At 34.3% G+C, this 24,623-nt stretch carries 22 protein-coding genes; 14 read left to right on the top strand and 8 right to left on the bottom strand.

Features of this window, described 5'->3' with window-relative positions; all coding sequences use genetic code 11:
• Positions 1 to 74: 74 nt before the first annotated feature.
• The 7 genes from cdd (at position 75) to FN795_RS09050 (ending at position 7,735) form a co-directional block, all read left to right on the top strand.
• Complete coding sequence (cdd, locus tag FN795_RS09080) at positions 75 to 557, top strand: cytidine deaminase (protein ID WP_142450314.1); 483 nt, start codon at positions 75 to 77, stop codon at positions 555 to 557.
• A 158-nt stretch (positions 558 to 715) separates the two neighbouring features.
• The gene (gene pdhA, locus FN795_RS09075; RefSeq protein WP_035645485.1) at positions 716 to 1,714 is read left to right on the top strand and encodes a pyruvate dehydrogenase (acetyl-transferring) E1 component subunit alpha; all 999 of its coding nucleotides are present in this window, start codon (positions 716 to 718) and stop codon (positions 1,712 to 1,714) included.
• Positions 1,715 to 1,718: 4 nt separating this feature from the next.
• Positions 1,719 to 3,365 carry a pyruvate dehydrogenase complex dihydrolipoamide acetyltransferase gene (locus tag FN795_RS09070; protein ID WP_142450313.1) on the top strand — a complete coding sequence of 549 codons (1,647 nt, stop codon included), beginning with the start codon at positions 1,719 to 1,721 and terminating at the stop codon, positions 3,363 to 3,365.
• A gap of 92 nt (positions 3,366 to 3,457) precedes the next feature.
• Positions 3,458 to 5,305 carry a hydrolase/aminopeptidase gene (locus FN795_RS09065; protein ID WP_142450312.1) on the top strand — a complete coding sequence of 616 codons (1,848 nt, stop codon included), beginning with the start codon at positions 3,458 to 3,460 and terminating at the stop codon, positions 5,303 to 5,305.
• 504 nt (positions 5,306 to 5,809) lie between these two features.
• Complete coding sequence (locus tag FN795_RS09060; RefSeq protein WP_142450311.1) at positions 5,810 to 6,340, top strand: carboxymuconolactone decarboxylase family protein; 531 nt, start codon at positions 5,810 to 5,812, stop codon at positions 6,338 to 6,340.
• A 91-nt stretch (positions 6,341 to 6,431) separates the two neighbouring features.
• On the top strand, positions 6,432 to 6,845 hold the full coding sequence (locus FN795_RS09055; RefSeq protein WP_142450310.1) for a nuclear transport factor 2 family protein: 414 nt from the start codon (positions 6,432 to 6,434) through the stop codon (positions 6,843 to 6,845).
• Positions 6,846 to 6,856: 11 nt separating this feature from the next.
• Positions 6,857 to 7,735 carry a helix-turn-helix domain-containing protein gene (locus tag FN795_RS09050; protein WP_142450309.1) on the top strand — a complete coding sequence of 293 codons (879 nt, stop codon included), beginning with the start codon at positions 6,857 to 6,859 and terminating at the stop codon, positions 7,733 to 7,735.
• Here the strand turns inward: FN795_RS09050 and FN795_RS09045 are convergent.
• The gene (locus tag FN795_RS09045) at positions 7,732 to 8,976 is read right to left on the bottom strand and encodes a glycosyltransferase (RefSeq protein ID WP_142450308.1); all 1,245 of its coding nucleotides are present in this window, start codon (positions 8,974 to 8,976) and stop codon (positions 7,732 to 7,734) included. The genes FN795_RS09050 and FN795_RS09045 overlap by 4 nt on opposite strands.
• A gap of 113 nt (positions 8,977 to 9,089) precedes the next feature.
• On the opposite strand from FN795_RS09045, the gene miaE reads away from it, so the two are divergent.
• The gene (gene miaE / locus FN795_RS09040; RefSeq protein ID WP_142450307.1) at positions 9,090 to 9,671 is read left to right on the top strand and encodes a tRNA-(ms[2]io[6]A)-hydroxylase; all 582 of its coding nucleotides are present in this window, start codon (positions 9,090 to 9,092) and stop codon (positions 9,669 to 9,671) included.
• 51 nt (positions 9,672 to 9,722) lie between these two features.
• Positions 9,723 to 12,479, top strand: coding sequence for an AsmA-like C-terminal region-containing protein (locus FN795_RS09035; protein WP_142450306.1), 2,757 nt, complete (start codon positions 9,723 to 9,725; stop codon positions 12,477 to 12,479).
• Between the two features lie 281 nt (positions 12,480 to 12,760).
• On the opposite strand, the gene rpmA is transcribed toward FN795_RS09035, so the two are convergent.
• Both rpmA and rplU read right to left on the bottom strand, forming a co-directional pair.
• Positions 12,761 to 13,021: a 50S ribosomal protein L27 gene (gene rpmA / locus FN795_RS09030; protein ID WP_012023622.1), complete on the bottom strand. Its 261-nt coding sequence runs from the start codon at positions 13,019 to 13,021 to the stop codon at positions 12,761 to 12,763.
• Between the two features lie 24 nt (positions 13,022 to 13,045).
• A complete protein-coding gene (gene rplU / locus FN795_RS09025) occupies positions 13,046 to 13,483 on the bottom strand; it encodes a 50S ribosomal protein L21 (protein ID WP_142450305.1) in 438 nt (145 codons plus the stop codon).
• 275 nt (positions 13,484 to 13,758) lie between these two features.
• Between rplU and FN795_RS09020 the strand changes: the two genes are divergently transcribed.
• On the top strand, positions 13,759 to 15,081 hold the full coding sequence (locus FN795_RS09020; protein WP_035645514.1) for a M16 family metallopeptidase: 1,323 nt from the start codon (positions 13,759 to 13,761) through the stop codon (positions 15,079 to 15,081).
• A gap of 13 nt (positions 15,082 to 15,094) precedes the next feature.
• Positions 15,095 to 17,143: an insulinase family protein gene (locus FN795_RS09015; RefSeq protein ID WP_208743576.1), complete on the top strand. Its 2,049-nt coding sequence runs from the start codon at positions 15,095 to 15,097 to the stop codon at positions 17,141 to 17,143.
• Between the two features lie 211 nt (positions 17,144 to 17,354).
• On the opposite strand, the gene FN795_RS09010 is transcribed toward FN795_RS09015, so the two are convergent.
• Entirely contained in the window at positions 17,355 to 18,221 is an 867-nt protein-coding gene (locus tag FN795_RS09010; protein ID WP_142450304.1) for a DMT family transporter, read from the bottom strand.
• Positions 18,222 to 18,321: 100 nt separating this feature from the next.
• Here FN795_RS09010 and FN795_RS09005 point away from each other — a divergent pair, with 100 nt between their 5' ends.
• Positions 18,322 to 18,699, top strand: a complete 378-nt coding sequence (locus tag FN795_RS09005) for a heavy-metal-associated domain-containing protein (RefSeq protein WP_142450303.1) — start codon at positions 18,322 to 18,324, stop codon at positions 18,697 to 18,699.
• Positions 18,700 to 18,756: 57 nt separating this feature from the next.
• Here FN795_RS09005 and gldD read toward each other — a convergent pair whose 3' ends face one another.
• Genes gldD through mutY form a run of 4 tightly spaced genes read right to left on the bottom strand, consistent with a single transcriptional unit; the run spans position 18,757 to position 22,161 of the window.
• Positions 18,757 to 19,317: a gliding motility lipoprotein GldD gene (gene gldD, locus FN795_RS09000; protein ID WP_142450302.1), complete on the bottom strand. Its 561-nt coding sequence runs from the start codon at positions 19,315 to 19,317 to the stop codon at positions 18,757 to 18,759.
• 1 nt (position 19,318) lies between these two features.
• Positions 19,319 to 20,614 (bottom strand): gliding motility-associated protein GldE, encoded by a 1,296-nt coding sequence (locus tag FN795_RS08995; RefSeq protein ID WP_142450301.1) that lies wholly within the window; start codon positions 20,612 to 20,614, stop codon positions 19,319 to 19,321.
• 23 nt (positions 20,615 to 20,637) lie between these two features.
• The gene (locus FN795_RS08990) at positions 20,638 to 21,078 is read right to left on the bottom strand and encodes a single-stranded DNA-binding protein (RefSeq protein WP_026983816.1); all 441 of its coding nucleotides are present in this window, start codon (positions 21,076 to 21,078) and stop codon (positions 20,638 to 20,640) included.
• A gap of 36 nt (positions 21,079 to 21,114) precedes the next feature.
• Entirely contained in the window at positions 21,115 to 22,161 is a 1,047-nt protein-coding gene (mutY, locus tag FN795_RS08985; protein WP_142450300.1) for an A/G-specific adenine glycosylase, read from the bottom strand.
• A 140-nt stretch (positions 22,162 to 22,301) separates the two neighbouring features.
• On the opposite strand from mutY, the gene FN795_RS08980 reads away from it, so the two are divergent.
• Together FN795_RS08980 and FN795_RS08975 are read left to right on the top strand one after the other, a co-directional pair.
• Positions 22,302 to 22,592: an HU family DNA-binding protein gene (locus FN795_RS08980; protein WP_007805026.1), complete on the top strand. Its 291-nt coding sequence runs from the start codon at positions 22,302 to 22,304 to the stop codon at positions 22,590 to 22,592.
• 384 nt (positions 22,593 to 22,976) lie between these two features.
• Positions 22,977 to 24,521: an Rne/Rng family ribonuclease gene (locus FN795_RS08975; RefSeq protein ID WP_142450299.1), complete on the top strand. Its 1,545-nt coding sequence runs from the start codon at positions 22,977 to 22,979 to the stop codon at positions 24,519 to 24,521.
• The last annotated feature ends 102 nt before the right edge of the window (positions 24,522 to 24,623 follow it).

The raw sequence follows: 24,623 nt of genomic DNA, 5'->3' as shown, positions 1-24,623 counted from the left end.
GATCTAAATAAAAAAAACAATAACAATCCAAATTTCTATTTTTAGGAATTTGGATTTTTTTTCCCATAAAAACAATGAAAGAAATAAATATTACGTCATCCTTTTTAGTTTACAGCGGCATTGAAGAACTTTCAGAAGAAATTCAGAGCTTAATGGCCCAAGCTGTGGAAATTCGGAAAAAAGCCTATGCTCCCTATTCGCAATTTAAAGTTGGAGCTGCTTTATTATTAGATAACGGAAAAATAGTTTTAGGCTCTAATCAGGAAAATGCAGCATATCCATCAGGATTATGCGCAGAACGCGTGGCGATTTTTCATGCGGGAAGTATTTATCCTGAAGCTAAAATCTTAAAAATAGCAATTACAGCTGCTTCAGACACCAATCAAACCACTGCTCCTATTCCGCCTTGTGGTTCTTGCCGCCAATCAATTGCAGAATACGAAATCAAACAAGACACCCCTATAGAAATCTATTTTATGGGCGAAATAGGCGAAGTTTACAAATCGGCATCCCTGAAAAATTTGCTTCCTTTTATGTTCGACAAAAAGTTCTTGTAAAAAAAAGCCAAAAAGTAGCCATTAAATTTTAGTTCTTAAATGTAATGTCTTATTTTTGCATCCCGACCTTTCGGGCGCAAATTTGTGGGAGGAAACTATTTTGCGTTATAGGCAACAATTGATAACACAAACAAACTTTAGCAAAAGAAAGAATTCAGATGAAAGAAGTTACAAAAGAAGTATATTTAAAGTGGTACGAAGACATGCTACTTTGGAGAAAGTTTGAAGACAAACTTGCAGCGTTATACATTCAACAAAAAGTTAGAGGTTTTTTACACCTATATAATGGTCAAGAAGCTGTATTAGCAGGTGCATTGCACGCTATGGACTTGACTAAAGACAAAATGATTACTGCTTACAGAAACCACGTTCAGCCAATTGGTATGGGCGTTGATCCAAGAAATGTAATGGCTGAGCTTTTAGGAAAAGCAACAGGAACTTCTAAAGGTATGGGAGGTTCTATGCATATTTTCTCTAAAGAACACCGTTTTTACGGAGGACACGGAATCGTAGGTGGACAAATTCCAGTTGGAGCAGGTTTAGCTTTCGCTGATAAATATTTCAACACTGGTGGTGTTACTATGACTTACTTTGGTGACGGAGCTGCTAGACAAGGTTCTCTTCACGAAGCTTTCAACATGGCTATGTTATGGAAATTACCAGTTGTATTTATCGTTGAAAACAACGGTTATGCAATGGGAACTTCTGTAGAAAGAACTGCAAACCACACTGATATCTGGAAATTAGGTTTAGGTTACGAAATGCCTTGTGGACCTGTTGACGGAATGAACCCTGTAAAAGTTGCTGAAGCAATGCACGAAGCGATCGAAAGAGCGCGTCGCGGAGATGGACCAACTTTCCTTGAAATGAAAACGTACCGTTACAGAGGACACTCTATGTCTGATGCACAATTATACCGTTCAAAAGAAGAGGTTGAAGAGTACAAAAAAATTGACCCAATTACACAAGTTCTTGATGTAATCCTGGATCAAAAATATGCTACAGAAGAAGAAATTGAAGTTATTGACCAAAGAGTTAAAGACTTAGTTGAAGAATGTCAGAAATTCGCTGAAGAATCTCCATATCCAGACTTACAACAATTATACGATGTAGTATACGCACAAGAAGACTATCCATTTACACCTCATAAACTATAACATCATGGCGATTAAAGTAACAATGCCTCGTTTGAGCGATACTATGACGGAAGGAACGGTAGCGACTTGGTTAAAAAAAGTAGGCGACAAAATTAGCGAAGGAGATATCTTAGCTGAAATTGAAACAGACAAAGCAACAATGGAGTTCGAATCTTTTAACGAAGGAACTCTTTTACATATCGGAATTCAAGCTGGAGAAACTGCTCCAGTTGATTCATTATTAGCAATCATTGGTAAAGAAGGAGAAGATATTTCTGCTCTTTTAGCTGGTGGTGACGCTCCTGCTGCTGAAGCTCCAAAAGCGGATGCTCCTGCTGCAGAAGCAAAAACTGAAACTGCTGCTCCTGCAAAAGCTGCAACTGAATTACCAAAAGGTGTTGTAGTAGTAACTATGCCACGTTTGAGTGATACAATGACTGAAGGTACAGTAGCAACTTGGTTGAAAAAAGTGGGTGATGCTGTATCAGAAGGAGATATTTTAGCAGAAATTGAAACAGACAAAGCTACTATGGAGTTTGAGTCATTCAATGCTGGAACATTATTATACATCGGAATTCAAGAAGGAAACACAGCTCCTGTTGACAGTTTATTAGCTATCATCGGGCCTGCAGGAACTGACATTTCTGGAATCGCTGAAAATTATACTGCCGGAGGCGCTGCAACTGCAAGTGCTCCTGCTGATGAAGAAACAAAATCTGCTCCTGCTGCTGAAAAAGCACCAGAAGCTGTAAACAATACTTCAGACGGAAGAATTTTAGCTTCACCTTTAGCTAAGAAAATTGCTTCTGATAAAGGAATTCAATTGAACCAAGTTAAAGGTTCTGGAGAAAACGGACGTATCGTGAAAAGCGATATTGAGAACTTTACTCCATCTGCGCAAGCACAACCAGCCGCAGCTGCAACTTCTACTGCTCCTAAAGCTGAAACTGCTGCTCCTGCCGCACCAAAAGTATTTGTTCCTGCTGGTGAAGTTTTCACAGAAGAGATCAAAAACTCTCAAATGCGTAAAATCATTGCAAAACGTCTTGCAGAATCTTTATTTACTGCTCCTCACTACAACTTAGTGATCGAAGTAAGCATGGACGAAGCAATGCAGGCAAGAGCTGCTATCAACAGCGTTCCAGATACAAAAGTATCTTTCAACGATATGGTAATCAAAGCTTGTGCTTTAGCATTGAAAAAACACCCAAAAATCAACTCTACTTGGAAAGAAGATGCTATTATCATCAACCACCACGTAAATATTGGTGTTGCTGTAGCAGTTGAAGACGGATTAGTAGTTCCTGTATTAAGATTTACAGATGCTATGAGTTTATCTCAAATTGGTGGATCAGTAAGAGATCTTGCCGGAAGAGCTAAAAACAAAAAGCTTGGTCCACAAGAAATGGAAGGAAGTACTTTTACAGTATCTAACCTTGGTATGTTTGGTATCACTGAATTCAATTCAATTATCAACCAACCAAACTCTGCAATCCTTTCTGTAGGTGCAATTGTTGAAAAACCAGTAGTTAAAAACGGTCAAATCGTAGTTGGAAACACAATGATGTTATCATTAGCTTGTGACCATAGAACAATTGATGGTGCAACTGGCGCTCAATTCTTACAAACATTAAAACAATACATCGAAAGCCCAGTTACAATGTTGGCGTAATTAGTTGTTAATTTTATAATTAAATCCCGTTTTGTTTATTCAAAACGGGATTTTTTGTTTAATTTTCATCCTCTAATTCAATACCTCACAATATGAAGAAATTAATTCTTGCAGCTTTATTTCTGACAGCAATTGCTTGCCAGAAAAAAGAACAAACCGAAAAAGCAACAGCCATTGTCGATGAACACAGTTATTCGAAACCAGAACTTGCTGTTGTAAAACATCTTGATCTTGATATTAAAGTTGATTTTGATACACAAACTATTTCAGGAAAAGCATCTTGGCAGATCGATAATATCAGCAAAGGAAATGAAATCATTTTCGATGAAAACACTTTAAATATTACAAAAGTAACTTTAGGTGACGACGAAAAAGAAACAAAATTCAAACTTGGCGCAGACACAGAATTTCACGGAAAACCACTTCATATTACTATTGAACCAAATACAACCAAAGTAAACATTTACTACAACACAACTAAAGATGGTGTTGCGCTACAATGGCTAAAACCAGAACAGACGGCAGACAAAAAGAAACCTTTTGTTTTTTCTCAAGGAGAAAGCGTTTGGTCAAGAACTTGGATCCCTTGCCAGGATTCACCAGGAATTCGTTTTACTTATAATGCAAAAGTTACAGTTCCTAAAGATTTATTAGCGGTTATGAGCGCCGTAAATCCGCAGAAGAAGAATGATACTGGCGTTTATACTTTCAAACAAGACAAAGCAATTCCGTCTTATTTAATGGCAATTGCAGTTGGAGATATCGAATTTCAAGCAATCGACAATAGAACTGGTGTTTATGCAGAACCATCAATGCTAAAAAAATCGGCTTGGGAATTTGCAGAACTTGGAAAAATGGTAAATGCTGCTGAAAAACTTTATGGACCATATCGTTGGGGACGTTATGATGTTTTGGTTTTACCTCCAAGCTTCCCTTATGGCGGAATGGAAAATCCAAACTTGACTTTCTTAACTCCAGGCGTTATTGCCGGAGATCGTTCGTTAACAAGTTTGTTGGCACACGAATTAGGACACAGCTGGAGCGGAAACCTAGTTACAAACGCAACTTGGGATGATATTTGGCTAAACGAAGGTTTCACAACTTATGTTGAACACAGAATCGGAGAAGCAATCTTCGGTAAGAAAGAATTTGAAATGCAAAATGTTATCACAAACAAAGAATTAACTGATAACGTTACGGAATATGGCGATACAAATCCAGACACAAGATTAAAAGTTAGTTTGACAGGAAGAAATCCGGATGACGGAATCAGTCAAATTCCTTATGTTAAAGGATATGCATTTTTAAGAGTTATTGAAAACGCTGTTGGACGCGATAAATTCGATCCGTTTATTAAGAATTATTTCGATTCTCATGCTTTCAAATCAATCACAACAGAAGATTTTGTAAAATATTTGAATGAGAATTTGATTAAAGGCGACAAAGCTCTAGCAGATAAAATCAAATTAGAAGACTGGATCTACAAACCAGGAATTCCATCAAACATTCTTCCGGTAAGTTCTGCTGATTTTGATGCAATTGATGCAATCCAAAAAAGCTGGAGAGAAACTGGCGTTACTGGTTTAAGCAAAAAAATCACTACAACTGCAGAAAAACAACATTTTATAGACCATCTTCCTGCTGATATTACAATCACAGAAATGGACGCAATTGACAAAGAATTCAACTTTACAAAAGGCGGAAACTTTATTATCAAGCGTCAATGGTTTGTTCAAGCATTAAAACATCAATACAAACCAGCGTATCCAGCAATTGAGCAATTTTTAATTGGAATCAGTAGAACTGGATCTGTAATGATGCTTTACAAAGAAATGGTTAAAACTCCTGAAGGAAAAGTTTGGGCGAAACAGGTTTTTGATAAAGCGAAATCTGGTTATCATGCTACAACTATTCAGGCTGTTGAAGGTGTTTTGAAATAAACTTTTCAAAAATATAATTTTAAAAACAGGTTGCCCTCAAAAGTGCAATCTGTTTTTTTTACGCAATATTTGTCATTCCGAGGAACGAAGAATTTCCGTAAGTAGTTCCACAAAGATTGTCGATTCTGAGTACAGAGTTTCTCGCGGAGATTCCTCGTTCCTCGGAATGACAAACTAGACGAAAAAACTTTTTAAAATTTACACCCAATATTTAAACGAAAACCTTCTTATGAAAACGAGTGCCCTAGCCCCGATAGAAGTGAAAATCCTTTTGTGCCTCGTTTCTTTAACGAGGCACAAAAGATTGTAACGGATAGCGGGATTAGCTCCTAAAAAAATCCCCCATCATTGAAATCTAAAAAAAACCAAAATTTCATCCAAAAATAGAAGAGGGAAAATTATCCATCACATAGCGTACATTCTCCATGTTCTAAAATCTGTAATCGTCGCAACTTTGTAATGTCAAAAGACAACAACAAATAACAACTTAAAAAATTAAATAAAATGACACGATTAACAGCATTAAACCCAGACGAAGTAACAGGAAAAACTAAAGATTTATTCAACGCAGTTCAAGCAAAATTAGGCGTTGTACCAAACATGATGAGAACAATGGGAAATTCTCCAGCAGTTCTTGAAGGATATTTGAATTTAAGCGGTGCTTTGAGCCACGGGAAATTAAGTGCAAAAACTGGCGAATTAATCGCCTTAGCAGTTTCAGAAAGCAATTCTTGTGATTATTGTTTAGCAGCCCACACTTTTATTGGAGAAAAATTAGTAAAAGCAGATCCAGCTGTTTTAAAAGCAGCAAGATCAGGAAATTCTACAGATGCTAAAACAGAAGCTATTTTACAATTGGCTAAAACATTAATCAGCAAAAATGGTTTAGTAAACGACGAAGATGTAAACAAAGCTAAAAATGCAGGAGTTTCTGATGCCGAAATTGCAGAAACTATTGCTCACGTTGCCTTGAATGTTTTAACAAATTACTTCAACAACGTTGCCAACACTGAAATTGACTTTCCAGCAGTTTAATAAAGAAGTACGCAATCACTATAACAAAAAACAATTTATAAAGATAGTTGTGAATTCTTTTCATGACTATCTTTATCATAAAAAATTGATCATGGAACCACAAAGACATCCTTTACCTCCATTTACAATGGAAACTGCTCTTCAAAAAGTTCAAATAGCTGAAGATGCATGGAATACAAAAGATCCTGAAAAAGTAGCTCTCGCTTATACTATTGATACCGAGTGGAGAAACAGAACCGACTTCATCAATGGACGCGAAGAAGTTAAACAATTTCTTACTGCAAAATGGCAAAAAGAACTTCACTACAAACTCAAAAAAGAATTATGGGGTTTTCGTGAAAACAGAATGGCTGTTCGATTTGAATATGAGTGGCAAGATCAGTCAGGACAATGGTTTCGTAGTTATGGCAACGAAAATTGGGAATTTGATGAAAACGGTTATATGCAAAAAAGATTTGCCAGCATTAATGATTTGCCAATTAAAGAAGAAGATCGTAAATTATAAAACAGTACTTAATGAACTCTCAAAATGTTTCCACTTTAATAAATCCGCAAACTGGCAATTTAGCCTTTAAAATTCTTCCGTTTGAGGATAACATTCATTTTGATCATTTGCAACGTAATAATTATTATTCGTTAATCTGGGTAACAAAAGGAAAAGGCAAAGTAAAAGCCGATTTTGCAGAACATCATTTTGAAGAAAACTCACTCCTTGCTTTTTCTCCGTATCAGCCTTTTATGCTTTGCGTAAGTGAACCAATTGAAGGAATTGCAATTCATTTTCACCCTGATTTTTACTGTATTCACATGCATCAGAAAGAAGTTTCATGCAACGGCGTTTTATTCAACAACATTTATCAGCCGCCTTATGTAAAGGTTACAGAACAAGCTGAGCAAACTTTCAAAATGGTTTTAGAACAAATGAAAGCCGAAATTCAAAATGCTGAATTGGCACAATATGAATTGCTTATTTCGTATTTGAAAATATTTTTAATTACAGCTTCAAGATTAAAAACAGAACAATTAGAAGAAATGAAATCGGTTCCGGATGCTAAAGAACCTATTATTCTTCAAAACTTAAAAGATGCGATTGAATTGAATTTTAAAACAAAACATTCCGCCGGAAATTATGCTGATTTGCTGAATATTTCGCCAAAAGCATTGGCCAAATTATCGAAGAATTATTTCAATAAAACCTTAACTGATTTAATTTCAGAAAGAATAATTATCGAAGCTAAAAGAGAATTATATCTCACCAACAAAACCGTCAAAGAAATTGCATACGAATTAGGTTATGATGACGAACATTATTTCAGTCGTTTCTTTAAAACCAATGCTGATGTTTCGCCTCAAATGTATCGCGAAACGGTAGGTTTTGGAAAAATGCAAGCTTAATTTTTGTTTTTCGCTTCAATCCATTTTGACATATACATGGTGCTTTTATACGCGTGATGTTGCAGCAAATTTCCCATAAAATTATGAAGACGATGATTTTCAGGATCTTCTAAAAGTGAATTTGTCAACGAAATCAGCTTCTCTGAATAATCATTTTTTTGGTAACATTTATTAATAATTGTAATTCCGTTTTTTTGCGATTCTTTCCAGAGATTTTCATTTTGATAAAGTGCAATTGCCTTTTTTGCAAACTCCTCTGGATTATCTTCAATAAAACCATTCCAGACTAAACCCTCATGCATTCCTTCAGAACCAATATAAGTTGTTATACTTGGCGTTCCGCATTGCATGGCTTCTAATAATTTTCCTTTTAAACCTGCACCAAACCGAATTGGAGCTAAAACAACTCTGGATTTTTTCACCACTTCATTAGCGTCTTCCGCCCTTCCCATTATAAAAAATCCATTTTTAGGCTGATGCAATTGTAATACTTTCTGTGACGGATAAGCGCCGTAAACTTCTAAAACTGCTTCTCGAAAATTCTTTTTTATTAAAGGCCAAATGGCTTCTTTTAGATATTGAACGGTATTCCAATTCGGTTCATGAAGAAAATTTCCAATGAAAACAAAGTTATTTCGATTCTCAAAAGAAGGAAGCTTCAACAGCTCTTCTTCATTCATTTTTTCGACCAAAAACGGAAGATAAAACAACAGATCACTACTTATTTTGAAAACATCTTTTAGAATGTTCATTTCAAATTCGGAAATAATCAAAGATAAATCACACCTCAAAATGCTGGCGATTTCACGTTTGGCAACTTCTTCGGACAATAAATCATGAATTTCAAAAGCTCGATTTTCTTTAAAAGCTTTTTGCCTTGCGGTTCTCAAACAATGCAAATCTTCAGTATCTAAAATTCGGATTGCATTTGGACATTTTTCAACAACGCGCCAGCCAAATTGTTCCTCAATCATAAAACGATCAAACAAAACAACTTCTGGATTTAACTCGATTACAAAATCATCAAAACTTGTCGAATTGAGTTCGATGCTCTTTTTCGTTACCTCAAATTCAGCTAAATCAACCATAAAATCACTGTCTTGCGCGGCGCTGACAAAAGTAATTTCGAATCCGTTTTGCTTAAAAATCGAAATCAATTGCATCATTCTTCCGCCCGCAGCAGAAGAATTTGGCTCAGGCCAAACAAACCCAATAATTAACAGTTTTTTTATCTGATTCATAATATTTGTTTCATATTACAAAATAATGCTTTTTTCCGCGGATTTGCACCCAATTTCCCGAGATTCGGTTGTAAAAAAACACTAATTTTGCAAAATCTAAATGCTGGAAAATTATGTTGGGATTAAAATTAGCTACAGACCCTCGATGGGTAAATATCGTCGAATCGAATATCGAAGAAATTTTAACAGATCATGCCTGGTGCGAACAAAAAGCGGCTTCAAACGCGATCAGTATCGTAACGTATAATTCTGAATTAGAGGAGTTAGTCACAGAAATGCTCGTAATTGCCAGAGAAGAATTAGAGCATTTGCAAATGGTTCACGATGTAATCAAAAAACGCGGACTCACTTTAGGACGCGAAAGAAAAGATCATTATGTAAATGAACTTTTTAAATTCATGAAAAAAGACGGAAGCCGAAGAGACGCCCTTTGCGACCGATTATTGTTTTCAGCCATGATTGAAGCCAGAAGTTGTGAACGTTTTAAAGTGCTTTCAGAAAATATCAAAGATGAAGAATTAGCAAAATTCTATCGTGATTTAATGATTTCTGAAGCTGGGCATTATACTACTTTTCTTGGATTCGCCAGAAAATATCAAGACAATATTGACATTGACAAACGCTGGAAAGAGTGGATTGAATATGAAGGTTCTATCATTACCAATTATGGTAAAAATGAAACTGTTCACGGATAAAACAACTTCATTTTATCATTTTTACCCTTTTTCTAATCTAAATATTTTATCATGTCCAAAAGCAAAACCAAATCCATTTTATTAAAAATCGCAAAGTATCTTGGAATAACTTTCGCCGTTATTATTGCCCTGCTTTTTTTAACTCCGATTATTTTTGCCGATAAAATCAAAGAACAAATTAAAAAAACAGCCAATGAAAAGCTTAGCGCAGAATTGAATTATTCTGATGTTTCGGTTTCATTTTTCCATCATTTTCCTTCACTGACTTTAACATTAACCGACTTACACCTAAATGGATCAGCTCCTTATACAAATGAAAAATTCATTACAGCAAAAGAAGTTTCGTTTGGAATAAATGTTGCCAGCCTTGTTTTTAGCAAAGCCGTAAAAATTGATCAAATCTATTTATCGGATTCTTTTATTAATGTAAAGGTAAATTCAAAAGGTGAGGCAAATTACAATATCTATAAATCTAAAGCCACTTCAAAACCCGAAAACAGTACAGAAACGGCTTTAAAACTAGAACGAATTGAGATTTTAAATAGTAAAATAATTTATGACGATTTGTCGACAAAAGTTCATTTTGATGCATTTGGTTTTAACTATTTAGGAAAAGGTGATTTGAACAAATCGGTATTTGATTTGTATTCGAAAGCTAAAATCGAAAAACTGAATGTCGTTTATGATGGTGAACCGTATTTGATGAACAAAAAGGTTGATGCAGATTTGATTACCAAAGTAAATGTAAACTCGCTTTCTTTCTTTTTTCAACAAAACAACTTAAAAATCAATCAACTTGTAGTCGATTTTAAAGGGAAATTTGATTTCCTTAAAGATGGCTACAATATGGATTTTGTTATAAAATCAGAAAACAGCAAACTTAATGACGTTTTCACTGCATTCCCGCCAAAATATATAACTTGGCTTTCTAAAACCGAACTAAAAGGAAACACAAATCTTCTTTTGACGCTAAAAGGAGATTATATCGCGTCTCAAAATATTGCACCAGAATTAGATTTGGACGTAAAAATTGATAGCGGATTTGTAAATTATAACAAAAGTGCATTTCCGGTTTCAAACCTTAATTTAGATATTAAAACCAAAGTCCCAAATTTAAATCCGGATCTTGCAGATATTGAGGCTAAAAATCTCTCATTAAATATTAATAAAGATTATTTGAAATCGAAATTTCATGTAGTCGGTGTAAATACTCCAAATATTGACGCGGATTTAAAAGCAAAAATAGATCTCGGAAAATTGATGTCAGCTCTTGGAATTCCAAATATCGAATTAAAAGGAAATCTTGACGGAGATGCTGTTGTAAACGGAAAATTCGACCAAAAAAACAGACTTTTCCCAAAAACGCAAGGAACTATTAATTTAGAAAACGGTTATTTAAAAACACCTTATTACCCAAATCCAATTACCAATATAACTGTTAAATCCAGAATTGACAATCAAAAAGGAACCTATGACGATTTGAAAGTAAAACTAAAACCGGCGCAATTTACTTTTGAAGGAAAACCCGTTTTTGTAGAAGCAGATTTAAGCAATTTTGATGATTTAACATATGATATCAAAGCAAAAGGAGAATTGGATGTCAATAAAATTTACAAAGTTTTTTCTCAAAAAGGTTTAGATTTAGATGGGTTTGTAAAAGCCGATGTTGTTTTAAAAGGAAAACAAAGCGATGCCGAAAAAGGAAATTACAGCAAACTTCATAACAAAGGAACGCTTGAACTGCGAAACATTGGAATTACATCTGAATATCTTCCTAAAAAATTTATTATAAAAGAAGGGATTTTCAAGATTAACCAGGATAAAATGTACTTCAATAACTTTTTAGCTACATACGGAAAATCTGATTTTACAATGAATGGTTATTTGCAGAATGTCTTTAACTATGCGACCACAAATACAGGCGTTTTAAAAGGTTCTTTTAAATCTTCATCACGATATATCAATGTTGATGAATTTATGTCCGAAACCACAACTGGAACTTCTGTAACACAAAATTCGACTCCAAAACCGGAAGCCAAAACAGGAAATACGCAAAGTGGCGTTATTATTATTCCGACAAATCTGAATTTGCAATTTACAGCCAATGCTCAAAAGGTTAATTTCGACAAATTAAATCTTCAAAACGCAACAGGAAATCTAAGCATGAACAAAGGAAAACTGACGATGCAAAATACAGGTTTTGATTTAATAGGTTGCAAAGTAACTATGAACGCCAATTATCAGGCTGTAACGCCACAAAAAGCAAATTTCGATTATGCCATAAAAGCAACAGATTTTGACATAAAACGAGCTTATAATGAAGTTGAAGTTTTCAGAAAAATGGCCAGCGCAGCTGAAAAAGCACAAGGAATTGTTTCTTTAGATTACCAATTAAAAGGACGTTTGAACGGGAAAATGGAACCTGTTTATCCTTCATTAACAGGAGGCGGAACACTTTCTGTAAAAGATGTGAAAGTTCGAGGCCTGAAAATGTTTAACGCAGTAAGCAAAGAAACCAATTCGGAATCGATGAAAAATCCTGATGTTTCTAAAGTTGACATTAAAACTACAATCAAGAACAATATCATGACCGTAGAACGCTTTAAATTTAAATTTGCAGGCTTTAGACCTAGAATTGAAGGCACAACAAGCTTAGACGGAAAACTGAACTTAAAAATGCGCTTAGGATTACCTCCTTTGGGAATTTTCGGGATTCCTCTTATGGTTACCGGAACTCAGGATAACCCAAAAATAAAAGTCGGAAAGAAATCTCAGGAATTGGAAGAGACTAAAGATACTGAGGAATAAAAATTTCAAACTCCAAATCTTAAATTCCAAATTCCAATTATTTCTAATAACATAAAAACCTTTGTCAAAGTTTTAAACTTTGACAAAGGTTTTTTCTTTTTTGTCATTTCACGAAAGGAGAAATCACACTTGTATTTCGACAAGTATTGACAATTCTCCTTGGGAAATTTACTGGGTGTGATTTCTCCTTTCGTCGAAATGACATACTTTGTCTTTGTCCTATAAAACAAAAAACCCGATCATTTCTGAACGGGTTTTTTATAAAAAGTAATCTATGATTATTATGCCTCAAATGGGATAATAGATACATAAGATTTGTTATCTCTTTTCTTTTGGAACTTAACAACTCCAGCTACTCTTGCGTGTAGTGTGTGATCTTTACTGATGTAAACGTTTTCACCTGGATTGTGTTTTGAACCTCTTTGTCTAACGATGATGTTACCAGCAATAGCAGCTTGACCACCATAAATCTTAACGCCTAAACGTTTTGATTCTGATTCTCTACCATTCTTCGAACTACCGACACCTTTCTTGTGAGCCATGACGTATGAGTTTAAATATTGTTATTATTCTTTAGTAGTCTCTTTTTTTGCTTTTGGAGCTGCTTTTTTTGCTTTTGGAGCTTCTACTTCTTCAGTAGCTACTTCTTCTGCTACAACTGCTTTTTTAGCTGCTGCTTTTTTAGTTCCTCCTGCTGCAGTAATACCTTCAATTACAATTTGAGTAAGATATTGTCTGTGACCATTTCTTTTTTTGTATCCTTTTCTTCTTTTCTTTTTGAAAACGATAACTTTATCACCTTTTAAGTGTTGTAACACTTTAGCTTCTACTGAAGCACCTTCTATAGCTGGGGCGCCTAAAGTTACATTTCCATTATCGTCTAACAAAAGAACTTTGTCAAAAGAAACTTTTGAACCTTCTTCGTTAGCTAAACGGTGAACATAAACCTTTAAGTCTTTGCTTACTTTAAATTGTTGCCCTGCTATCTCTACGATTGCATACATATCAAATTGATTTATTGATTTTTAAGGTTGCAAATATACAACTAATAATTTACTACGCAATCCCTTGTGACAAAAATATTTTTTTCCTGTTTAACGGCTGTTTTTCAACTCTTTTTAATGTTTTTAAAATCAAAATTATAAGTAAATTTCTATTAATTTTTAACGATAAATGCATAAGTTCTAAAATAATACACAAAAAACACTATTTTTGGAGTAACTATATTCAACTTTTTGCTACCTACTTATTTTAGGTATCATAAATTTATTAATCTTATATGAAAAATTCGATAATGATGTTAAGTGCAGCACTAATGCTTGGCGGAGTAGCACATGCTCAAAAGGTGGCTTTTGAAGAATACAATCTAGATAACGGAATGCATGTAATTTTGCATAACGATCCATCGGCGCCTGTGGTTATTACATCTGTAATGTATCACGTAGGCTCAAAAGACGAACGTCCTGACCGAACGGGTTTTGCACATTTTTTTGAACATTTATTATTTGAAGGCACTCAAAATATCAAACGCGGTGAATGGATGAAAATCGTTACTGCAAACGGAGGTGTCAACAATGCCAATACCTCTGATGACAGAACGTATTATTATGAAGTTTTTCCATCAAACAATTTAGAATTGGGTTTATGGATGGAATCAGAACGATTAATGCATCCTATTATTAATAAAATTGGAGTTGATACGCAGAATGAAGTCGTAAAAGAAGAAAAAAGAATGCGCTACGACAATCAGCCTTACGGAAATATTCTTCCGGAGGTTAAAAAGAATATGTTCAAAAATCATCCGTATCGCTGGACAACTATTGGTTCAATGAAAGATTTAGACGCTGCAACTCTTGAAGAATTTCAGGCATTCAATAAAAAATTCTATACGCCAAACAACGCTGTTTTAGTAGTTGCCGGAGATTTCGATAAAGCTAAAGCTAAAGAATGGGTTCAGAAATATTTCGGACCAATTCCAAAAGGGGAAACAGTAAAAAAACAAGTCTATACCGAAGAACCTATTACACAAACTATAAAAGCAACATACGAAGATCCAAATATTCAAATTCCGATGGTTGTTGCTTCGTATAGAACGCCGTCAATGAAAACGAGAGACGCAAGAGTTTTAGACTTAATCTCTTCCTATTTAAGTGACGGAAAAAGTTCTAAACTTTATAAAAAAATCGTTGATGATAAAAAGATGGCGCTTCAAATTGGTGCTGTTGGTTTTAGTCAGGAAGATTATGGAACTTATATATTATATGGATTGCCAATGGCTCCAAATACAACAACAGACATTTTAAAAGAAATGGATGAAGAAATCGTGAAAATCCAAACCGATTTGATTTCTGAAAAAGATTACGAAAAATTACAGAATAAATTCGATAATAATTTTGTGAATGCGAATTCAAGCGTAGAAGGAATTGCAGAAAATCTTGCTTCTTATTATTTGCTTTATGGAGACGTAAATTTAATTAATACTGAAATTGATATTTACCACTCTATAACGAGAGAAGAAATCAGAGAAGTTGCAAAGAAATATTTGAACCCGAACCAACGCTTGATTTTAGATTATATTCCAACTGCAAAATCTCAAAACTAAGAAGTATCGAATCATGAAAAAAATATATCCTTTTTTAATCCTTTTTTTCCTAACAGGAATTATGATAGCACAAGATCGTCCACAACCAAAACCAGGAAACGCCCCAGTAGTCAACATTAAAAAGCCGCAAACTTTTGTGTTGGCAAACGGCATGAAAGTTTTAGTTGTCGAAAACCATAAATTACCAAGAGTTAGTTTCAACTTAACTCTAGACAATGCTCCTTTTACTGAAGGCAACAAAAAAGGTGTTGATGAATTGACCAGCAGTTTAATTGGAAACGGAACCAAAAAAACAACTAAAGAAGCTTTTAACGAAGAAATTGATTTCTACGGCGCAAGCATCAACTTTACATCACAAGGCGCTTTTGCTAGTTCGCTTTCTAAATATTCTGGACGTGTTTTAGAGCTTTTAGCAGAAGGCGCTTTACAGCCAAATTTCACTCAAACTGAATTCGACAAAGAAAAAGCAAAATTGATTGAAGGATTAAAGGCAGAAGAAAAAAGCGTTCCGGCAATTGCAAATCGCGTTGTTGATGTTTTGGCTTTTGGAAAAAACCATCCTTCTGGAGAATATCTTTCTGAAGAAACAGTAAAAAATGTAACTCTTGCGGATGTTCAGACAAATTACAATACGTATTTCGTTCCAGAAAATGCTTATTTAGTTGTTATAGGAGATGTGAAATTTAAAGATGTAAAAACCTCAGTTGAAAAACTTTTTGGCGGATGGAAAAAACAGTCTGCTCCAAAAAACACCTATCCGAATCCAGAAAACGCTTCTAAACTTCAAATTGATTTTGTAGATGTTCCAAATGCGGTTCAGTCTGAAATTTCGCTGGTAAATACAGTAAACTTGAAAATGAGCGATCCTGATTTTTTTCCTGCTGTTATTGCAAATCAAATTTTAGGAGGCGATTTCAACAGTTATCTGAACATGAATTTACGTGAACAACACGCTTGGACATATGGCGCTAATTCAAGTATAGGAACCGGAAAATACGTTGGTAAATTCAAAGCTTCATCTGCCGTTCGTAACTCGGTTACAGACAGCGCTGTTGTTCAATTTATAAAAGAAATCAAAAGAATCAGAACAGAAAAAGTTTCTGAAGATGTCTTGAAAAATGTAAAAGCCGGATATATTGGGCGTTTTGTAATGCAGGTTGAAAAACCTCAGGCTGTTGCGCGTTATGCTTTAAATATCGAAACAGAAAAACTTCCTGCGGATTTCTATGAGAAATACATTCAGACCATAAATAATGTATCGGCTGATGATATTTACCGTGTTGCAAACAAATATTTCCTACTTGACAATATGCGAATTGTTATTGTCGGAAAAGGTTCTGATGTAATTTCAGGTATCGAGAAACTTCAAATTCCGATTTATTATTTTGATAAATACGGAAATCCGGTTGAAAAACCAGCAACTAAAAAAGAAGCTCCTGCGAGTGTTACTGCAAAAACAGTTTTCGAAAATTATATTAAAGCAATTGGAGGCGAAAAAGCAGTGACTTCAGTTAAAACGCTTTATATGAATGGAAGCACAACGATTCCGCAAGCTCCTACTCCATTGACTTTTACTTCAAAATTGGATTCAAAAGGCAAAATGATGGTTTCGCTTGCTATGGGAGCTATGAGTTTGATGAAACAGGTTGTAAATGAAAAAGGTGCTTATATTGAACAGCAAGGTCAGCGCAAAAATTTAGAAGGTGATGATTTAAAAGAAATGAAAGCAAATGCTGCTCCTTTTGAAGAACTTCAATTAGCAAAAAGAACCGATTTAAAAGTTGATAGCATCGAACCTATCAACGGAAGTGATGCTTATGCAATTAAAGACGGCAAAACAACTTATTTCTACGATATCAAATCTGGATTAAAAGTGGCAGAGTCAAAAGTTCGCGAGCAAGGCGGAAAATCGGTTACGCAAATCACAAACTTCAATGATTATAAAGAAGTAAAAGGTGTAAAAGTTCCTTTTAATTTAATTCAGAATGTTGGTTTTGAATTGGATATCAAAATGTCCGATATCAAAATAAACGAAGGAGTTTCTGATGCAGATTTTCTTTAAGAGATGCTAAGATTCTAAGGCGCTAAGTTGCTAAGGTTTCTTTTCTAATAGGCTTCGTCAAAGTTTAAAACTTTGACGAAGCTTTTTTTTATCGATACGTTTGTCAGGCTGAGCGAAGTCAAAGCTCCGGTCCAATTGGAACGCCCTTCGACTTCGCTCAGGGTGACACTTTATCAATTTGCAAATCACATTTTACATTTCACATTAAAAACTATTTCTTAGCCGATAAATAAACTCCAATCAAAATAATAAATGCTCCAAAAAACTGAATTGGCGTCAGCATTTCATTATCTAACAATCCCCAGAAAAAAGCTACTATCGGAATCAAATAAGTTACCGATGTTGCAAATACAGGCGATGACATTTGGATTAATTTAAAGAATAAAATATTAGCAATTCCGGTTCCCAAAATCCCTAAAATTCCAACAAAAAATATAGAATGTTGTGTTTCTGCAAAATGTATTTTTTGACCAATATCAGTTGTGCTCAGGATGATTAATGCTGGCAAAAGCAAAACAGCAAAATTCCCTGTAGTTATGCTGACCGAATTTAAATCGTGTAAATATTTTTTAATCAAATTCACATTGATTGCATAACTAAGCGTTGCAATAACTACCAGCAAAACATATAAGTAATTCTGAGTTCCTCCTGCGGAATCTCCGCTTAAAACCAAAAGCAAACACCCTAAAAGCCCCACAAAAACACCTAAAACTTGTCTTTTTTGAAATTGAATACCAAACGCTATAATTCCTAAAATCAATGTGTTTAATGGTGTAAGAGAATTTAAAATCGCCACAATCGAACTATTGACCTGAGTTTCTGCAATGGCAAAAAGATATGCTGGCATAAAAGTCCCGAAAAGCGAGGTTATGGCAACAAATTTCCATTGACGACGCGAAATCTTTTTCAAACTATTGAAACCTACAATCAACAAGAACAAAGCTGCAAAAATAATTCGGAACGAACCTACCTGAATCGCAGTTAAACCAATCAATCCCTTTTTTATCAGAATAAAAGAACTTCCCCAAATAAGAGAAAGAATTGCCAAGTAAATCCACTTTAACTGTTTTGTTTCCATAAATTGCATTTTACTGCAAATTTGTAATAATTTTACGAACTTACCTCTTGGTTTTTATTAATTTTGCAACAAACATATTGACAATTTAAAAATCATAAATATGAAATTCAGTAAAGTATTCACATCATTAGCTATTGCCGGTTTAGTATTAGTTGGCTGTAAGAAAGAAGAAGATAAAAACCTGGCTAACATAAAGCCTTTAGAAACAACTTCAAAAGAACACAAAGCAATTGCTGCTGAAAATGTACAAACAGCAAGTTTCGAAATTGAAGGAATGACTTGCGCAATGGGATGTGCCAAAACTATTGAAAAAGAATTATCAAATCTTGACGGAGTTGAAAAAGCCGCAGTTGATTTTGATAAAAAAACAGCAACTGTAACTTTTGACAAAACAATACAAAATGCTGAATCTTTGACTAGAGTTGTTCAAGGAACTGGAGACGGAAAAACATATAAGGTTTCGAATTTTAAATCTTAAATTCTCAAATCATATAATAAAAAAGGCGTTCAAATTGAACGCCTTTTTTAATGTCTTTTATTTCCATTTTATCGTTTCCATCAACCTCTGCATATCATTCTTTATATAACTCGCCGCTGGCATAACTGAGTCAAAATTAGGTTTTGCATAAAAATAAACTGAACCTATTAAAAAGTGTTTTGTACTATCTGTAACGTAAAATTGTGAGTTTGTAGCTGCGTTTCCATCAACTTGGTAAAACATTCCGAAAACCTTTTTTTCAGGGTTTAAATAGGGTTGTTCTAAAATATCATCGGCTTTGATAACATGCTCGTATGTCAATTTTTGAGCATCTTTTAAAAGCTTATTAATATCTCCGCGGACAGGTTTGTAAGTCAGATAAATTGTGGCTTTCATTTTTGGGTATGTAATGGCAAATCCGCAATCTTTTTCGCCTTTAATAATTGCCGCTTCATTCATATCAAAAGCAAACGGGCAAGTATTTTCAAAATGAACATATTTTGCTTCCGGATAATCTAAACGCAGAAAACTTGCCGGTTTTGGCAATACATCATCTTTACAACTTACTACAGTTAGAGTCAATAAAATTACTGCTGTTGAAATTATCTTTTTTAACATCTTAATCTATCGTTACTTTTATTTGTTTTACACGCTTTTTGTCAACTGTTTCTATTGTAAAAACACAGTTCTCAAAAGCTATTTTTTGATCTTTTTTCGGAAAATTTCCTAAGATTTCCAGAATAAATCCTGCCAATGTTTCGGCTTCGCCTTTGTGCGCATCAAAAACATCTTCATCAACATCTACAATTCTGTAAAAATCTTTCAGGTTTATTTTTCCTTCAAAAAGAAAATTCTTCTCATCAATTTGCGAAAAGTTCAGGTTTTCATCATCAAACTCATCACTGATATCTCCTACTATTTCTTCTATAACATCTTCTAAAGAAACCAACCCTGATGTTCCTCCATATTCATCGACCACAATGGCCAAATGGCTTTTAAGACTCTGAAAATCCTTTAATAAATTATCGAGTTTTTTATTCTCAGGGACAAAAAAAGCTTCACGCATTAATGACGTCCAATCAAATTCTTCTTTATCAATATGAGGCAGTAAATCTTTTACGAACAAAACGCCTTCAATTTGATCAATATTGTCTCTATAAATCGGAATTCTTGAAAAACCACTTTCAATAATTTTAGGATAAATTTCTGCAAATGTTTCTGAAATTTCCAAAGCAAAAACATCAATCCTCGGACTCATAACTTGTTTGGTATCCGTATTTCCAAAAGAAACAATTCCCTCTAATATTTTCTGTTCTTCTGTTGATGTTCCTTCAGAATCTGTAAGCTCTAGAGCTTGCGAAATCTGATTTATTGAAAAACTGTTCTTCTGTTTTCCTAATTTACGTTGCAAATATAAGGTAACAGTGCGCATCGGCAAACTTATTGGCGAAAGTAATTTGTCTAAAAAAGCAATAGGATAAGCGACACGTTTTGCAAACTTTAAATTGTTTCGGCTGGCGTAAACCTTCGGCAATACTTCTGCAAATAATAATATCAGAAAAGTGACCAAAACTACTTCTAAAAAGAATTTAAAAGCAGGCGAAGTGATATGAGAAAAAATATTTCTGCCAATAAACGAAAACAGAATAACAACCCCGATATTCAGAAAATTATTAGCAACTAAAAGCGTTGCCAGCAATTTCTTCGGCTTATCTAAAAGATTTGAAATGATTTTTCCTTTTGAGAGATTTTCATTCAGTGCTTCATCGATATCTTTTTGAGACAAAGAAAAAAGAGCGACTTCGGCACCTGAAACAATGGCTGATAAAAACAGCAAAATAAATATTCCGACAAAACCAATTATTAAATTGATGTCTAAAGTTGTAGATAAAAGTAAACTGGGCTCTGGGTCCAAATTAAAAAAGATTAGTTAAACAATCAGAAAGGCAAGTCGTTTATAGGCAAGCTTTCGTTTGAAGCGTCAAAGTTAGTGTTTTTTGCCGATTCCTGATCCTGATGTGGCTTATGATTTCCGGTTTCTTTTTTGGTAGTCAGGAAAGTAAACTCTGTAACCTGAATTTCTGTAGTATATTTTGTCGTACCGTCTTCTGCCTGCCATTGACGGGATTTTATACGTCCTTCGACATAAATTTTATCCCCTTTTGATAAATATTTTTCACAAATTTCAGCAGCTTTGTTGCGTACTACTAAATTATGCCACTCCGTCGAAGTTATTTTTTCATTAGTGGTTTTATTAATGTAAACCTCATTTGTAGCTAACTGAAAACGTCCTATGCAGTTTCCTCCATCAAAATAATGCATTTTTACATCATCACCTAAATGGCCAATTAGCATCACCTTATTTAATGTTCCGTTCATAGTTTTTGGTAGTATTTCTCCCAAAGATACATTTTTTTAGCAATTTATTTCTTGCTTTTCAATAAAATTATAAATCACAATTGGAAAAGGAAACGTTTTTAACTCACTGGAACTCAAACCATTCTCTATTTCAGAATTAATTTTAACTTTCCAGAACTGTATATGAAGGTGTTGGTGTGAAAGTTTGTGCACAACAGTAGTTTCTGCACATTCTTCTATACCTATAATAGTATAAGAAGGAAAAATATCTTTTTGCACCGCTTTTGATACTGCTTCAAAACCTACAATTTCATCAGTTTCCAAAAGAGGGAATTCATATAAATTATGCCAAATTCCTTTAGCTGTTCTTTTTTGGATTAATGTATTACCTATAACATCTTCTAAAACCAAATAATTAAAGTAACGATTTGTCACTTTTGTCTTTTTTAGTTTTACTGGCAAATCGGCTACTTTCTTTTTTTGCAATGCTGCACAGCTTTCGTTAAAATCACAAACCATACAATTAGGACTTTTCGGCACACATTGCAAAGCGCCAAATTCCATTATCGCCTGATTGAAGATTGCCGGATTATCTTTCGGCATTAATTCAGAAGCCAATTCGGCGAACTCTTTTTTAGTCGCCGGCAGTGCAATATCGGACTCTATATCAAAATAACGAGAAAGTACTCTGAAAACATTTCCGTCAACAACAGGAACAGCCTCATTATAGGAGAAAGATGCAATTGCGGCGGCGGTATATTCTCCAACTCCTTTTAATTGTAATAAACTTTTATAGTTTTCCGGAAAAACGCCATTGAGCTCATTTGCCACGTATTGCGCTGTTTTATGCAAATTTCGAGCACGAGAATAGTACCCCAATCCCTGCCAAAGTTTCAAAACTTGCTCTTCTGAGGCATTTGCCAAATCAAAAACAGTAGGAAATTCCTTTGTAAATGCAAAAAAATAAGGCATTCCTTGAGCGACACGAGTCTGCTGAAGCATAATTTCTGAGAGCCAAATCAGGTAAGGATCGGCCGTTTTACGCCATGGCAAATCGCGTTTGTTTTGTAAATACCAATTTATCAGTACGTTATAAAAATCCATTGAAAAATACTTAGAAAACAAAAGTAAATGTTTATGTAATTAAAATTTAACGATTTAGCTTGATTAATTATTTTTTTAATTCCTATATTTGCAAACTCAAAAAAATAGTACATCATTTATAAAATAAAATAGGAAAGAAAATGACGAAAGCAGATATCGTAGCGAAAATTTCAGAGAAACTTGGTCTTGAAAAAGGAGATGTTCAAGCAACAGTTGAAACTTTTATGGAAGAAGTTAAGACTTCATTAGAAACTGGTGACAATGTTTACCTAAGAGGTTTCGGAAGCTTTATCGTTAAAACAAGAGCTGAAAAGACTGGTAGAAACATTTCTAAAAACACAACTATCAAAATTCCAGCACACAACATCCCTGCGTTTAAGCCTGCAAAAGTTTTTGTAGAAGGAGTAAAAACGAACAACGAAGCAAAATAATACTATTAATTAACATAAAATCTGACACGATATGCCAAGTGGTAAAAAAAGAAAGAGACATAAGGTAGCTACTCACAAACGTAAAAAAAGAGCGAGAGCTAACCGTCACAAAAAGAAAAAGTAGTTTTAAACTACTTTTTTCTTTTTAAACGTTCATTGAAATTGAAAATTAGTATTCAGTCATCAGTTTTTAGTATTCAGTCTACTGATTACTCGCAACTGCAAACTGCCAGCTAGTTTTCACCGGGTTAATACCTGTTAAAAATATTGTTTAATCCATCCTTACAATTCAGTTATGAGTTATGAGTTATAAGTTATGAGTTGCAAAACTTGAAACTTGACATCTAAAACCTGAAACTAAAAGTCTGGATAAAAATTTACAGTGTGAATAAAGAATTAATCATTAGATCTAGTTCTGAAGCAGTAGATTTTGCCTTATTAAAAGATGGAAAACTAATTGAATTACATAAAGAAGAAGAAAAAAGTAACTTTCAGGTTGGTGATATTTTTATTGCCAAAATCAGAAAACCAGTTGCTGGACTTAACGCTGCTTTTGTAAATGTAGGCTTCGAAAAAGATGCCTTTTTACATTATCATGATTTGGGTCCAAATTTAGCTTCCCAACTGAAATTCATAAAACTTGTAAGCGCAGGTAAAATAAAAGATTTCTCCCTAAAAACCTTTCAGTTTGAAAAAGAGATTGACAAAGATGGCATCATTACTGATATTTTAAGTGCCAATCAATCTGTCTTAGTTCAAGTAGTTAAAGAACCTATATCGACCAAGGGCCCAAGAATAAGTGCTGAGCTTTCTCTTGCCGGAAGATTTATCGTTCTAGTTCCTTTTTCTGATCGTGTTTCTATTTCTCAAAAAATAGAAGACAAAAAAGAAAAGGATCGTCTAAAAAAACTTGTTCTATCGATCAAACCTAAAGGATTTGGTGTTATTGTTCGTACAGTAGCCGAAGGCAAAAACGTAGCCGAATTAGAAAAAGATTTGCAGAACCTGCTTGGCAGATGGTCTGCAATGTGTAAAAAATTACCAACTGCTCATCATCCATCAAAAGTATTAGGAGAGCTTAACAGAGCTTCTTCAATATTAAGAGATGTATTCAATGATACCTTCAGCGGTATTCAAATAGATGACGAAGAGTTGTACCATCAAACGAAGGAATATCTGCAAGAAATTGCACCTTCAAAACAATCGATTGTTAAGTTTTATCAATCAAATGACACTCCGATTTTCGAGAAATACAATATAGAGAGACAAATCAAAACTTCTTTTGGCCGAACTGTTTCGATGAGTAAAGGTGCTTATCTTATCATTGAACACACTGAAGCGTTGCACGTTATTGACGTCAACAGCGGAAACCGTTCAAACAAAGCAACTAACCAGGAAGATACAGCCATGGAAGTGAATATGATTGCCGCAGCAGAAATCGCCAGACAACTTCGTCTGCGAGATATGGGCGGAATTATAGTTGTTGATTTTATCGATATGTCTAATCCTGAAAACAGGAAAGTTTTGTTCGACTTCTTGCGAGAAGAAATGAGCGACGATAAAGCAAAGCATAAAATATTACCGCCGAGTAAGTTTGGTTTGGTCCAAATTACAAGACAGCGCGTAAGACCAGAAGTTAATATTAAAACTAGAGAAGAAGATCCAGATAAAATTAATGGCGAAATTGAAGCGCCAATATTAATAATTGACAAGATCGCCTCTGATTTAGAAAGACTTTTAAAAACCCACAATAAAGTTGTGTTAAACACACATCCGTTTGTGGCTGCATACCTCAGCAAAGGTTTTCCATCATTACGTTCAAAATGGTTTTTTGAACATAAGAAATGGGTGAAAATCATACCTCGTGACGCTTACACGTACTTAGAATACCATTTCTATGATAAAAAAGGAAATGTTATTTCAGAATAAAAAAACAAAACCGCCTTTCGTAAGATTGGCGGTTTTTTTGTGCTTTTTTTATATTTAAAAAAACGAATATGAATGTCACCCTGAGCGAAGTCGAAGGGCATC

Source organism: Flavobacterium resistens, from assembly GCF_900182645.1.
Taxonomy (GTDB): domain Bacteria; phylum Bacteroidota; class Bacteroidia; order Flavobacteriales; family Flavobacteriaceae; genus Flavobacterium; species Flavobacterium resistens.
Note: the sequence above shows the minus strand (reverse complement) of the source record. Positions and strands in the feature narration are given on the sequence as shown.

Coding starts and splice junctions, on each gene's coding strand:
- FN795_RS08990 (WP_026983816.1), bottom strand. CDS start 21,078: ATGAACGGAACATTAAATAAGGTGATGCTAATTGGCCATTTAGGTGAT.
- FN795_RS09050 (WP_142450309.1), top strand. CDS start 6,857: ATGAACTCTCAAAATGTTTCCACTTTAATAAATCCGCAAACTGGCAAT.
- pdhA (WP_035645485.1), top strand. CDS start 716: ATGAAAGAAGTTACAAAAGAAGTATATTTAAAGTGGTACGAAGACATG.
- cdd (WP_142450314.1), top strand. CDS start 75: ATGAAAGAAATAAATATTACGTCATCCTTTTTAGTTTACAGCGGCATT.
- FN795_RS09005 (WP_142450303.1), top strand. CDS start 18,322: ATGAAATTCAGTAAAGTATTCACATCATTAGCTATTGCCGGTTTAGTA.
- gldD (WP_142450302.1), bottom strand. CDS start 19,317: ATGTTAAAAAAGATAATTTCAACAGCAGTAATTTTATTGACTCTAACT.
- FN795_RS09065 (WP_142450312.1), top strand. CDS start 3,458: ATGAAGAAATTAATTCTTGCAGCTTTATTTCTGACAGCAATTGCTTGC.
- FN795_RS09055 (WP_142450310.1), top strand. CDS start 6,432: ATGGAACCACAAAGACATCCTTTACCTCCATTTACAATGGAAACTGCT.
- miaE (WP_142450307.1), top strand. CDS start 9,090: ATGTTGGGATTAAAATTAGCTACAGACCCTCGATGGGTAAATATCGTC.
- rpmA (WP_012023622.1), bottom strand. CDS start 13,021: ATGGCTCACAAGAAAGGTGTCGGTAGTTCGAAGAATGGTAGAGAATCA.
- FN795_RS09020 (WP_035645514.1), top strand. CDS start 13,759: ATGAAAAATTCGATAATGATGTTAAGTGCAGCACTAATGCTTGGCGGA.
- FN795_RS09070 (WP_142450313.1), top strand. CDS start 1,719: ATGGCGATTAAAGTAACAATGCCTCGTTTGAGCGATACTATGACGGAA.
- FN795_RS09010 (WP_142450304.1), bottom strand. CDS start 18,221: ATGGAAACAAAACAGTTAAAGTGGATTTACTTGGCAATTCTTTCTCTT.
- FN795_RS09015 (WP_208743576.1), top strand. CDS start 15,095: ATGAAAAAAATATATCCTTTTTTAATCCTTTTTTTCCTAACAGGAATT.
- FN795_RS09045 (WP_142450308.1), bottom strand. CDS start 8,976: ATGAATCAGATAAAAAAACTGTTAATTATTGGGTTTGTTTGGCCTGAG.
- rplU (WP_142450305.1), bottom strand. CDS start 13,483: ATGTATGCAATCGTAGAGATAGCAGGGCAACAATTTAAAGTAAGCAAA.
- mutY (WP_142450300.1), bottom strand. CDS start 22,161: ATGGATTTTTATAACGTACTGATAAATTGGTATTTACAAAACAAACGC.
- FN795_RS09035 (WP_142450306.1), top strand. CDS start 9,723: ATGTCCAAAAGCAAAACCAAATCCATTTTATTAAAAATCGCAAAGTAT.
- FN795_RS09060 (WP_142450311.1), top strand. CDS start 5,810: ATGACACGATTAACAGCATTAAACCCAGACGAAGTAACAGGAAAAACT.
- FN795_RS08980 (WP_007805026.1), top strand. CDS start 22,302: ATGACGAAAGCAGATATCGTAGCGAAAATTTCAGAGAAACTTGGTCTT.